General features: G+C 34.6%; 14 protein-coding genes. 11 read left to right on the forward strand and 3 right to left on the reverse strand.

The genetic code is table 11. The features are described from left to right. Nucleotides 1-210: 210 nt before the first annotated feature. The 11 genes from BK137_RS08810 (at nt 211) to BK137_RS08860 (ending at nt 9,521) form a co-directional block, all read left to right on the forward strand. The gene (locus BK137_RS08810) at nt 211-786 is read left to right on the forward strand and encodes a dienelactone hydrolase family protein (RefSeq protein ID WP_038180857.1); all 576 of its coding nucleotides are present in this window, start codon (nt 211-213) and stop codon (nt 784-786) included. 51 nt (nt 787-837) lie between these two features. Beyond that, nucleotides 838-1,215: a GntR family transcriptional regulator gene (locus BK137_RS08815; RefSeq protein WP_038180856.1), complete on the forward strand. Its 378-nt coding sequence runs from the start codon at nt 838-840 to the stop codon at nt 1,213-1,215. Between the two features lie 15 nt (nt 1,216-1,230). Then, complete coding sequence (locus tag BK137_RS08820; protein WP_051448598.1) at nt 1,231-2,331, forward strand: DUF1648 domain-containing protein; 1,101 nt, start codon at nt 1,231-1,233, stop codon at nt 2,329-2,331. A 274-nt stretch (nt 2,332-2,605) separates the two neighbouring features. Further along, entirely contained in the window at nt 2,606-3,004 is a 399-nt protein-coding gene (locus tag BK137_RS08825; RefSeq protein WP_038180854.1) for a hypothetical protein, read from the forward strand. A 532-nt stretch (nt 3,005-3,536) separates the two neighbouring features. Next, nucleotides 3,537-3,800, forward strand: a complete 264-nt coding sequence (locus tag BK137_RS08830; protein WP_038180852.1) for a CD3324 family protein — start codon at nt 3,537-3,539, stop codon at nt 3,798-3,800. Nucleotides 3,801-3,920: 120 nt separating this feature from the next. Beyond that, a complete protein-coding gene (locus tag BK137_RS08835) occupies nt 3,921-4,559 on the forward strand; it encodes a FusB/FusC family EF-G-binding protein (RefSeq protein ID WP_038180850.1) in 639 nt (212 codons plus the stop codon). A gap of 298 nt (nt 4,560-4,857) precedes the next feature. Further along, nucleotides 4,858-5,163: a metal-sensing transcriptional repressor gene (locus BK137_RS08840; protein WP_038180847.1), complete on the forward strand. Its 306-nt coding sequence runs from the start codon at nt 4,858-4,860 to the stop codon at nt 5,161-5,163. A 444-nt stretch (nt 5,164-5,607) separates the two neighbouring features. After that, a complete protein-coding gene (copZ, locus tag BK137_RS08845; protein ID WP_038180843.1) occupies nt 5,608-5,814 on the forward strand; it encodes a copper chaperone CopZ in 207 nt (68 codons plus the stop codon). A gap of 104 nt (nt 5,815-5,918) precedes the next feature. Further along, complete coding sequence (locus tag BK137_RS08850; RefSeq protein ID WP_038180840.1) at nt 5,919-8,339, forward strand: heavy metal translocating P-type ATPase; 2,421 nt, start codon at nt 5,919-5,921, stop codon at nt 8,337-8,339. A 14-nt stretch (nt 8,340-8,353) separates the two neighbouring features. Next, complete coding sequence (locus tag BK137_RS08855; protein ID WP_038180838.1) at nt 8,354-9,145, forward strand: hypothetical protein; 792 nt, start codon at nt 8,354-8,356, stop codon at nt 9,143-9,145. A gap of 94 nt (nt 9,146-9,239) precedes the next feature. Next, nucleotides 9,240-9,521, forward strand: coding sequence for a glutaredoxin family protein (locus BK137_RS08860; protein WP_038180835.1), 282 nt, complete (start codon nt 9,240-9,242; stop codon nt 9,519-9,521). Between the two features lie 294 nt (nt 9,522-9,815). Here the strand turns inward: BK137_RS08860 and BK137_RS08865 are convergent, their stop codons facing one another. From BK137_RS08865 to BK137_RS08875, 3 genes are all read right to left on the reverse strand, one after another. Continuing rightward, the gene (locus BK137_RS08865) at nt 9,816-10,445 is read right to left on the reverse strand and encodes an NAD(P)/FAD-dependent oxidoreductase (RefSeq protein WP_038180832.1); all 630 of its coding nucleotides are present in this window, start codon (nt 10,443-10,445) and stop codon (nt 9,816-9,818) included. Between the two features lie 187 nt (nt 10,446-10,632). After that, complete coding sequence (locus BK137_RS08870) at nt 10,633-11,568, reverse strand: cation diffusion facilitator family transporter (RefSeq protein WP_038180829.1); 936 nt, start codon at nt 11,566-11,568, stop codon at nt 10,633-10,635. Nucleotides 11,569-11,579: 11 nt separating this feature from the next. Continuing rightward, the gene (locus BK137_RS08875; RefSeq protein ID WP_038180826.1) at nt 11,580-11,888 is read right to left on the reverse strand and encodes an ArsR/SmtB family transcription factor; all 309 of its coding nucleotides are present in this window, start codon (nt 11,886-11,888) and stop codon (nt 11,580-11,582) included. Nucleotides 11,889-11,971: the final 83 nt, after the last annotated feature.

Genomic DNA, 11,971 nt, shown 5'->3' on the forward strand with positions numbered 1-11,971 from the left:
AGTTGGGGGTTTCCCCCTGTGAGAGTAGGACGTTGCTAGGCACATGAAAGCACAGCTGATTTAATCAGTTGTGCTTTTTTTATTGTTTATAATAAGGTCTTTTAATAGATAGATAATTTTGCAGTCGTATAGGAATAAAACTATTTATTTACATATTTTAGGTATTAGTGAGCTTTGATATAATATATTCAAAAAGATTGGTGGATTCTTATGACATTAAAAAAACCATTAGTTATTTTACTCCATGAAATTTATGGAGTTAACGATCATATGGAGTATTATAAAGTTATTTTTAATGATGCAGGATTTGATGTAATGGTTCCTAATTTACTAGATAGAAAACCTTTTCATTATTCAGAAGAAGCGGAAGCATATACATACTTTATGATAGAAGTAGGGTTTGAAAAGGCGGAGTTAATAATTGAGCAAATTATAAATGAACAAAAACAATTTTATGAGGATATTTATATTGTTGGATTCAGTATAGGCGCAACGCTGGCATGGTTATGTAGCGAAAAGTCAGTATCAGCTGTTTTCGCTTTTTATGGATCGCGTATTCGTCAATACTTACATATTAACCCAAAAGTTCCTACTGTGGTTTATTTTGCTGAAAAAGAGAAATCTTTTAACCCTCAAATAATTCTTAAGCAATTACAACAAAAAAATCAAGTTTATACTCACTTAGTGAATAAAAGTCATGGCTATATGAACCCCTTTGATAAAAAATTTGATAAATTAGCAGCTGATGAATCAACAAATGAAATTTTTAGATGGATTAAATTGTAGGTATTTATTTGATTTGTTATAATATATATAGAACAGAATGGAGTGATACGTATGTTTCTGCAAATTGAGCCACAATCAGATGTGCCGATATATACGCAACTAACGCAGCAAATTATTGAAGGTATTGCCAGTGGACAGTTAAAGCCTGGAGAGTCCTTACCATCAGTTAGAGCATTGGCAGCTGATTTAGGCGTAAATATGCATACGGTTAATAAGAGTTATCATGAATTAGAGAAGAAGGGTATGATACTCATTATCCCAAAGTCTGGTGCAGTTGTTTCAGGACCAAATGATTTAGGTGTGACAAATGCGCAAATACAACAAGTTGAGAGAATGCTACGACCTGTGGTTGCAGAAGGGCTGGTCGTTGGATTGGGGGCACAAGATTTACAACAACTTGTGCAAAAACTAATAAAAAACTTGTCATAAAGGGGCCTAAAGGAAATGGATGGATATATTTTTTCATTAGTTATGTTCGCTGTGATTGGTTTACTACAAGCATTTGTACCATATTGGATTAAAGAGACGATTGTTTTTGGCGTAACCGTACCAGATCAGCAAGTCTATCACCCTATTGTGAAAGCATCTAAAAAGATATATACTTTAACACTTTTAAGCATCCTAATCATTATAGTGGCAGGTTATATTTTATGGGAACTAAATAGTAGAGTGAATGATGAGTTAGCCGTTATTGTGGGAATATCCCTACAATTTATATTGATCGGTATAAGTATGGTGATGTATTTTATATTTCATAATAAAATTACGAAGTTGAAAAAAGTAGAGGAATGGGGAGCAGACCTGAAACAAGTAAAGGTAACAGACTGGTCTGTACGGGCACGTGATGAAATGTTACCGATATTCTATTTTTTACTACCAATCTTTGTTGTAGGTGGCCTAATTATTTACACTTATATGCAATATCCATTACTTCCTGAAAAAATTGCAACACATTGGGGGCCTAACGGTCAGCCGGATGCCTTTACAGATAAAAATAGATTTTCAGTAATTGCATTACCACTCATTTTATTAGTGATGCAGATTATGTTTGCAGGTATTATTGAGTTAACACGTCGCTCTGGAATTAAAATTAGTGCGACTAGAACGCAGCAATCCATTCGTCAGCAACTGGCATTGAGAAAGTATTCGAGTTGGTTAATGTTTTTAATGACCATGTTAATAACAATTCTCTTTAGTTTCTTACAATTGACAACAATTCATAGCGACCTAGTAAGTGAGAGCGTGATGCTTATCATGTTCATTAGTTTCATTTTTCTCACGATTATTGGAGTAATTACTTTTGCAGTGAAATTGAGTAGTTTAGGTGAAGCTAAAGGGACTAATTATTCGTCTTCTGGCATTACAGATGTAGACGAAGACCAGTACTGGATAGGTGGTCTTATTTATTTTAACCGCAATGATCCATCAGTCTTTGTAGAGAAGCGATTTGGTGTTGGGTGGACGGTAAATATGGCTCGTCCTACTGCCATTGCATGTATTTTCGGGCCGATTGTATTAATTATTTTAATTTCTATATTTGCATAGAACGATGAAGATGCTGTAGCTAACATATCTACTTAAACACGTCTATAGAGCCGATATAGACCTTAAAAAGTAGAAATATAAACTAGGTACATCAAATTATCAAAGAGCTTTATAAGGTATCTAATGACGATATCTGAGTAATGAGTTCATCGAATAAAAGGACCACATTTACAACCAAACTACTTAATTTGTAACGATTTGTTCATGTGGTGTTCATATTGGCAAAGTAATGTTACTACCATAGTAATAAAAAATTCTATGGGGGAATGACATTATGGAGGCAAAATGGAGTTTACGCTTAATTCGTTTAGCAGCAATTTTTGGTTTGATTGGAGCTGGATTAGGTTCGCATATGGCGGGCTCTGGTAGTTATCAATTCCGTCCGATTCATGTTCATATTTTATTAGTAGGTTGGTTATCAGTGTTCTCATGGGGTATGTTCTATCGCGTCTATAAAGTGAAATCAGCAAAATTAGTAGCGGCGCATGGATGGACTGCAATTATTGGCTCTATTGGTTTAACGGTCGGTATGTGGTTAAACGCACTAAAGCCATTTAACGTGAACGAAACATTCGCATTAGTCTTTTATATCGTAGGCGGAACGATTTTATTGGTAAGCTTTGGTTTATTCATCATTACAACATTCATGATCGATACTAAGGGTAGAAAATGAAGTAATATATATGAGAAAAGCATCTTCAGAAAATAGATTGAAGGTGCTTTTTGCGTTTTTACACACATATAAAACAAGAACTGATAATAAATCATTTAGTATAAGGCTTACAGCATAAATATAATTATATTAAGTATTTTAGCCCTTATTTGCAAAGTATTTCCCGGGAAATACTTATAAATCAAGTCAAATTAACACTTTACCATCACTTTGATCGAAAATTTCATAGGTGAAGTAATCAATCAGATCATACAAACAAGAAATTGCAAAATAGTCCTTTAACGGTGTAAAATATTGTGTGAATCGATATTGATTTATCGTATCGTATCGTCCAATTTATAAAAGGATGTGATTAGGGTGGGATATGAAAAATACTTACCAGCTACTACAAGAACTCATGCAAAGCCTTTTAATAATAATTTGGCGATTCTTTGCATGGGGTGATTAAAGTATCATCGCCGTTGCATGTCATATTATTCATTGAAATGCTTTGCCCTAAACTTCAATTATGATAGTGAAGGAGCGAGTTCCAATGAGATATGTGAATGCACAGGATATTATACCGCAAAAGCTGTTAGCTGAAATTCAACAGTATGTACAGGGAGATTTACTCTATATTCCCAAGCTAGAAAAAAACAGGGTCAAATGGGGAGTTCATTCTGGTGAGCGTAAACGGCTATCTATACGCAATGCACAGATACGAGATGCATTCCGAAATGGATCATCTTTAACAAACCTAGCCGAGCAATACAATTTATCTGTGGAAACAATAAAAAAAATTATTTATACAAAATAAGTCGTAATAGCTGCTATCGTAACTAGCAGCTATTTTTATGTAGAGTTTAATTATAAAAATAATCCCCAATTGTAAACCTGATATATATGTAGTAAGTTGAATATAAAGGAAGTGATACGAATGGAACTCTTTATGAATGTAGAGCAATACCAGTTCGTCAAGAAGCAGGCTAAGAAATTAGCTAATGCTTATGCGAACACCAATGATGGGCATGTCCTTCAGGCGGTACAGGCGCTAGTAATGGAGAGTATTAATGAGAAACTCATTGGATTAGATGAAGATAGCAGTAGTATTGTGAAGCAAATCGTAACTATAAAAACGAAGGAGCAGCTTGAAAATTTTATTGAAAAGATAAAAGTTTATGTTACGCCCTTTGAAAAGCTAACTGAAAAAGAACTAAAAAAGCTCTTCCCAAAAGATAAAAAATTGAAAGTTCCAGATTTAAAAAATATAGATTGGACTGAAATTTCTTATTTAAGTTGGTTCGATTCTGGAACTAACCGTAAATATATTGTTTATAGAAATGATAACAACATTAAAAGTATCCGAGGCGTCTTTAGTCAATCTAGTAAAAAGGGAATATGTACTATTTGTAACCAGCATCAATCAGTCGGAATGTTCATGAGCTCTAAAAAAGGTAAAGCGATAGGCACATATGTAAAAAGAGGAAACTATATTTGCGTAGATAGTGCAGCATGTAATGAAAATTTAACAGATTTTACTAGGCTAACAGACTTCATTCAAACGATTAATGACTAAATTTTAGCTAAAGCAAATCATCTAATTTAGTTGATTTGCTTTTTTTATTTGCATATTTTGGAAGATATAAGTAAGGGGATAGATATTTCTAAAATAAATTATTAATCCATTAACATATTAAAATTCATGCAGATTCCGTTTCAAAATAAATAAACATTCCAGTAAAAATGTCGCAACACTTAGAAAGAGCATATTGTAACCTCTCCTACTTTGTAAACAAGAGTCAAGAAAATAATTATGGTACAATCAAGTTAAACTCATCATTAATAATACCCTCGTAAGAAAAGAAGGTGACAATATGTCAAACCCGTCAGAAGAAGTAAAAATTACACATCGATCAACAAAGGAAAAAGATGATATTTTAAATCGCTTAAAACGAATTGAAGGACAAGTTCGTGGTATTCAAAATATGGTTGAAAACGATCGTTACTGCGTAGATATCTTAATTCAAGTATCCGCTATCAATGCAGCATTGAAGAAAGTGAACATGAATTTATTAGAAAAGCATACTAGCCATTGCGTATCGGATGCGATTAAGAATGGTGAAGGGGAAGAAGCGATTAAAGAATTAATGGACGTTTTTAAGCAATTTGCAAAGTCCTAATGAGTGATAGTCAGCTATTTATGCTGGCTTTTTATCTCGTTATTGACATACCTAACGGGGGTATGGTAAATTGTTTATAGGGAGCAATAAAAACTCCAACGAAACTTTGGAAGGAGAGATAAAAAGAATTAGCAGAGTTATGGACGCTTATAGTAATTAAGAAATTTAGCCGGGAATGCCAAGTTTTCAATATAGATGGATAAAAAAATGAGTATAAGAAAAACTTAAAGTGAAGCTCCGTTTTAGAACACTTTAATTATTTGATTAGTATTAATAGTTTTTCATGTAGCTATTAGAACGGCTGAAAAGGTATAGATAAGATGGTACAAACAAGGTGAAAGAGTTTGTAGTATTTTTAGTTAGATAAACAAAAGTTTTATTTTACCCTACGTGGGTATAGTAAATTTATAAAGGGAATAAAAACACAATAGGAGGAATTTTTTTATGCAACAAATAACTTTAAACGTACAAGGCATGTCTTGCGGACATTGCGTTAATTCAATTGAAGGAAATGTAGGTAAGTTAAACGGAGTTGAATCTGTAACAGTACATCTTGATACAGCAAAGGTAGATGTATCATTAGATCCAAATGTGATCAGCTTAAAAGAAATTAAAGATGAAATTGAAGATCAAGGCTATGATGTAGAGTAATCTACTTAAAGAAAAAAGTGTCAATAATAAATCGTGCTGGTTTTTTCAGCACGATTTATTTTAAAACAAAGCATTCATAATTGCAGTGATGTAAGGAGTGAAAAATGATGAGTCAAAAGAAAGCGACTTTACAAATAACAGGTATGACATGTTCTGCTTGTGCAAATAGGATTGAAAAAGGATTGTCCAAAATGGAAGGTGTTGAAGAGGCAAATGTGAATTTTGCACTCGAAAAAACACAAATTGTCTATGATTCAGATAAAACAGACGCTACGAAATTTAAGGAGAAAGTTAAAGCGTTAGGATATGACGTAGTAAGTGAAAAAGTTGACTTCGATGTTACTGGGATGACTTGTGCAGCTTGCGCAAATAGAGTTGAAAAACGCTTAAATAAATTTGACGGAGTTGAACTAGCAACTGTTAACTTTGCATTAGAATCTGTTCATGTGGAATACAATCCAGAACAAGTGAATATTCCTGAAATGCAAGAGGCGATAAAAAAACTTGGTTACTCTCTTGAAGAAAAACAAGAAAAAACTGGTGACCATATCGACCATCGCCAAAGAGAAATTCAAAAACAACAAGGGAAATTTATTTTCTCGCTTATTTTGTCTATCCCTTTGTTATGGGCAATGGTAAGTCACTTCGAATTTACAAGCTTCATTTGGTTGCCGGATATGTTGATGAATCCTTGGGTTCAATTTGCCCTAGCAACACCTGTTCAATTTATTGTTGGTAAACAATTTTATGTTGGCGCATATAAGTCATTAAAAAATAAGAGTGCAAACATGGATGTACTTGTGGCATTAGGTACATCAGCTGCTTATTTCTATAGTTTATATTTAAGTATCAAGTCGATTGGCACAAATGCTCATATGGTGGAGCTATATTATGAAACAAGTGCGGTTTTAATCACCTTGATTATTTTAGGAAAGCTATTTGAAGCTAAAGCAAAAGGTCGTTCATCTGAGGCTATTAAGAAATTAATGGGGCTACAAGCGAAAAACGCTACTGTTTTTCGTGACGGCAAAGAGATAATCATTCCTATTGAGGAAGTATTAAAAGGGGATATTGTCTACATTAAACCAGGTGAAAAAGTACCTGTTGACGGTGAAATTGTGGAAGGTCAATCAGCACTTGATGAAGCAATGTTAACGGGTGAAAGTATTCCTGTAGATAAAACAGTGGGCGATACGGTTATTGGTTCAACGATTAACAAAAATGGTTTTTTGAAAATTAAAGCAACGAACGTTGGGAAAGATACAGCTCTAGCGCAAATAATTAAAGTAGTTGAAGAGGCACAAGGCTCAAAAGCACCGATTCAACGTTTAGCTGATGTGATTTCAGGTATATTTGTTCCAATTGTAGTAGGTATAGCTATTATTACGTTCCTTGTATGGTACTTCATGGTGAGTCCGGGAGATTTTGCGGAAGCACTTGAGAAATTCATCGCAGTATTAGTCATTGCTTGTCCATGTGCACTTGGCTTAGCGACACCGACTTCAATCATGGCTGGATCGGGCCGTGCAGCAGAATTCGGAATCTTGTTTAAGGGTGGCGAACATCTTGAAACAACACACCGTTTAGATACAATTATCCTAGATAAAACAGGAACTGTTACAAATGGTAAACCATCATTAACAGATGTTTTGTTAGCACAAGGTGTAGATGAGGTAAACTTCCTTAAACTTGTGGGTACAGCAGAGAAAAACTCTGAGCATCCACTTGCAGAAGCAATTGTATTAGGGATAAAAGAAAAAGGTATTGAACTTGGTTCTTCTGAAATATTTGAAGCAGTCCCTGGTTACGGTATTCAGTCTAAAGTGGATGGTAAACAATTATTGATTGGTACACGTAAACTAATGGCGAAACACAACATTCAAGTGCAAGATGTATTAGTACAAATGGAGAATTTAGAGAAGCAAGGTAAAACAGCTATGTTAGTTGCTATCGATGGTCAATACGCGGGTCTAGTAGCTGTAGCAGATACAATTAAAGAAACATCAAAAGATGCTATTGCTCGTTTACACAAATTAGGGTTAGACGTAGTAATGATTACAGGAGATAACACTCAAACAGCAAAAACAATTGCAGCTCAAGTTGGAATTAAGCATGTCATTGCAGAAGTTTTACCAGAAGGAAAAGCAGATGAAGTAAAAAAACTTCAAGCTGTAGGGAAAATTGTTGCGATGGTAGGCGATGGTATCAATGATGCTCCAGCATTAGCGACAGCTAATATTGGGATGGCAATTGGTACAGGTACTGATGTAGCAATGGAAGCGGCAGATATCACGCTAATTCGAGGCGATTTAAACAGTATTGCCGACGCAATTTTCATGAGTAAGAAGACCATTTTGAATATTAAACAAAACCTTTTCTGGGCACTTGCATATAACAGTTTAGGTGTACCAATAGCCGCAGTCGGTTTATTAGCTCCGTGGTTAGCTGGAGCAGCAATGGCGTTTAGTTCCGTTTCTGTTGTTCTAAATGCTTTAAGACTACAACGTATTAAGCTAAAAGTTTAGAGGAGGCAATATATATGAAACGTAGTACGGCAACTTGGGCTATTTCCGCAATTGTCTACTTAGGAATTATCATAATAGGTTACAGTGTATATGCCAATATGAACCCAAAAGCAGAAGTAACAGACGATCATAATAGTAAAAATGAACATACAGATCATAAGGTAAGTGACATGAGTGAAGTTACACCTAAAGTAGCTTACGCTAATGGAATTACAACAGTAGAATTAAAAGACAAAAACAATAATGCACCAGAATTAGAAGTTTCCCACGAAAAGCTAATGCATTTAATCGTTGTTAGTGCAGACTTAGAAGAATATCATCATTTTCACCCTGAAGAAGCGAATAAAGGAATCTATCAAAACAAGTTTGACTTAGCTGATAATTCTTATAAAGCATTCGTAGATATCAAACCAAAAGGGCTTCCGTATTCAGTGCAACCAATTGAATTTCATGTTGGTGAAACACATCAAAAGAACAGCGGGAATAATCTTGTTGTAGATAAAGGATTTACAAAAACCATTAACAATCAGCCAGTGGAGCTTAAGACTACAGCATTTAATGTGAATAAGGAAATCACTTTGAATTTTGATTTGAAAGGGGCTAAACCTGAACAATATTTAGGTGCTTTAGGCCATGTTGTCATTTTAGATGAAAACGCGGAGAACTTTATTCATGTACATCCTGTATCGAATGATCAAACCGTTTTTAAAACAGAATTCACTAAGCCTGGTGTATATAAAATGTGGGCTGAATTTAAGTTTGGTGAACAAGTAAACGCTTATCCGTTTGTAATCGAAGTAAAATAAGATTTTGAAAAGGGGGTATTTCTAAGTCGGGAGAACGACTGATGAGAACCCCTTTTTGCTAGGTTATAAAATACTTAGTGGGAGGTCGTTATGAATGAAAAAACTTCAATTGGAGCTCTATACAAGACCGACATGTTCAGATTGTCAGGAAGCGAAAGTGTTTCTTGCCAACAATAACATTTCATATATAGATTATGATTTAACGCAACAGCCGTTAAAGGAAAAAGAGTTAATCAAGTTAAGCGGCGCAAGAATGGTTCCTACCTTTGTGTTCAAAAATAACTCTTTGTTAGGTCTGGCTAGCAAGCTAACAGTAATGATTGGATTTGAACAAAATCTAGATGAAGTAAAAAGGTTATTAATGATTAATAACTAAAAATCGAGAACCTGCTGCAAAAGTAAGCAGGTTCTTTTTTTCATTCAAATATAAAAGTAATCTTTTCATATATAAAGATATTTAAGATTCTACATCAATGATGAGAGAGGAATAGTAAAGAACATAAATCATTGGATCGAGCAAAATGAGTATAGAATTTCTATATAGTTGAGATAGCTTAAATAGAAAGAATGCACACGCTTCATTTAGTATGAAATGAAACGTGTGCAAGTGGAATTACAGTATAACTTATATATATTGATATATTACTCTCGAATTTTAAATTTCCTATATTTAATGAACAAGTTGCGCTTTAAGATTGTCTAATCCAAAGCGTTTAATGAATTTAAATAACGGTTCACGCTTTTTACCATTCTCAGCATAAATTTCAACGATTTTCTCTACAACCTCATACAATTGTTCAGGAGTAAGTTGCTCCATTAGTAAAGTCCCTGCTTGAGCATCAAAACCTTTTGCTTTTCCTCCTATATATAAATCATAGCCATTTTTGATTTTCATGACGCCGATATCATTGACTAAAGGTTCACCGCAGCCGATGGGGCAACCTGTATAGGCTGGGCGAAGCGTAAAGGGAACGGGTTTTCCTGCAATACGTTTATTTAGTTCAATAGCAACTGGCATACCTTCTTGTTCTGACCCTTTGCAGAAATTACAAGTTCTTAGGCTTTTGACGAAATTTCCGACAGGGTAACAGGACAGGCCAACTTCTTTAAATTTCCCTTTTACGAATTCCACATTACTTTCAAGTACATCGATGTAAAGCTGCTGGAAAGTCGTCAATTCCAGTTCATCCCCGTCATTCATGTACTGAGCAATGACAGCCAACTGTTTGGCATTTAGTTTAGCACCAAATGAAATTCCACCGTTAACGGCTAATTTCACTGTGTTGTCATTTTGAGTCATATCTATTTTCACAACCTTCTAATCTTTTATCATTTGAATTGCACATTTACATAATACCATACCGTGGGAGGGTATATTAAGTTTAAATAAAATAATTCCGCGGATAATTGTTCACGAAATTATTTTCCCATAGGAAACAGGATAGAATTGATTCGTTTTGAACGATTTCTTAATACCTGCTACATTTTTAGACTTTCATGTTTTCATGTTGAAGCATTGATTTTTCAACTTGAATTGTAGTGTGTCCAATATGGAATTCTTTCTCGATTACATGAATGGCTTTTTGAAGAATCACTTGTTCATTTTCTTCATCTTTAATTAGTAAATGAGAACTTAAAGAATTTAATCCAGATGTAATTGTCCAGATATGGAGATCATGTACATTAATAACACCATCTATACTCTCTAATGCTTTTTTTACCTCTTGTTGATCAATTGCTGCCGGTGTCCCTTCCATTAATACATGTACGGTATGCTTAATAATTCCCCATGCACCTTTTAGAATTAATAATGCAACAACAACACTAATGATCGGATCTGCAATGTACCAGTCGAAGAAATACATGACAATACCAGCAACGATAGCTCCGACAGAACCTAATGCATCCCCAAGAACATGAAGATAAGCACTTCGAAGATTGACATTATCTTTTACATCACCTTTACTCATTAATGACCATGCGCTAATAAGATTTGCTAATAATCCAACTAGAGCAATTAACATCATAGAACCACTAGCAACAGTTGGTGGTTCAAAGAATCTTCCATAAGCTTCATAGATGATGAAACCTGCAATTAAGAATAAAGTGATGCCATTAAAAAAGGCTGCTAGAATCTCAAATCGATGGTAACCAAATGTTCTCTTTGGAGAAGCGGCTTTAGCAGCAAATCCTATCGCCACTAAGCTTAGGATTAAAGAAGCTGTATCACTTAACATATGTCCAGAATCTGCAAGTAAAGCTAAACTATTAGTAATTAAGCCTCCAATAAACTCCAATAACATAATTCCTGCCGTGATTGAAAGGGCTATAATAAGCCCCTTTTTGTTGCCGTCCCTGCTATGATCATGCCCGTGGTGGTGATGCCCGTGATCATGACTGTGGTCGTGTCCGTGATGATGCATATAAATTCCCCCTAATCATGTAATGAGTGGTCAATTACTTGTTTGAGTACTTCAATAACATGCTCGTCATCATAGCTATAAAATAATGATTTACCCTGACGACGTGATTTCACTAAACGTAAGTTTTTCAGAAAGGATAGTTGATGGGATACAGCAGATTGAGTCATGTTCAGAACATCTGCAATATGTCCAACTGAACATTCTTCCTGCGATAGTAAATATAAAATTTTCACTCTTGTAGGATCTGCTAATGCTTTGAAAGTTCTTGCAACATCTTCAACCGTCGATTCATTTAAAAAGTGATGTTTACTTTGCTCCAATTAATTGACCCTCCCTAATATTATTATATGAACACATGCTCATATGTTGATATTACAATATTATATGTGATTTGTAAACTACG

The sequence above is a fragment of the Viridibacillus arenosi genome, assembly GCF_001955655.1.
In the GTDB taxonomy this organism is placed as follows: Bacteria; Bacillota; Bacilli; order Bacillales_A; family Planococcaceae; genus Viridibacillus; species Viridibacillus arenosi.

Coding starts and splice junctions, on each gene's coding strand:
- BK137_RS08865 (WP_038180832.1), bottom strand. CDS start 10,445: ATGACTCAAAATGACAACACAGTGAAATTAGCCGTTAACGGTGGAATT.
- copZ (WP_038180843.1), top strand. CDS start 5,608: ATGCAACAAATAACTTTAAACGTACAAGGCATGTCTTGCGGACATTGC.
- BK137_RS08820 (WP_051448598.1), top strand. CDS start 1,231: ATGGATGGATATATTTTTTCATTAGTTATGTTCGCTGTGATTGGTTTA.
- BK137_RS08835 (WP_038180850.1), top strand. CDS start 3,921: ATGGAACTCTTTATGAATGTAGAGCAATACCAGTTCGTCAAGAAGCAG.
- BK137_RS08855 (WP_038180838.1), top strand. CDS start 8,354: ATGAAACGTAGTACGGCAACTTGGGCTATTTCCGCAATTGTCTACTTA.
- BK137_RS08870 (WP_038180829.1), bottom strand. CDS start 11,568: ATGCATCATCACGGACACGACCACAGTCATGATCACGGGCATCACCAC.
- BK137_RS08860 (WP_038180835.1), top strand. CDS start 9,240: ATGAAAAAACTTCAATTGGAGCTCTATACAAGACCGACATGTTCAGAT.
- BK137_RS08850 (WP_038180840.1), top strand. CDS start 5,919: ATGATGAGTCAAAAGAAAGCGACTTTACAAATAACAGGTATGACATGT.
- BK137_RS08825 (WP_038180854.1), top strand. CDS start 2,606: ATGGAGGCAAAATGGAGTTTACGCTTAATTCGTTTAGCAGCAATTTTT.
- BK137_RS08810 (WP_038180857.1), top strand. CDS start 211: ATGACATTAAAAAAACCATTAGTTATTTTACTCCATGAAATTTATGGA.
- BK137_RS08840 (WP_038180847.1), top strand. CDS start 4,858: ATGTCAAACCCGTCAGAAGAAGTAAAAATTACACATCGATCAACAAAG.
- BK137_RS08815 (WP_038180856.1), top strand. CDS start 838: ATGTTTCTGCAAATTGAGCCACAATCAGATGTGCCGATATATACGCAA.
- BK137_RS08830 (WP_038180852.1), top strand. CDS start 3,537: ATGAGATATGTGAATGCACAGGATATTATACCGCAAAAGCTGTTAGCT.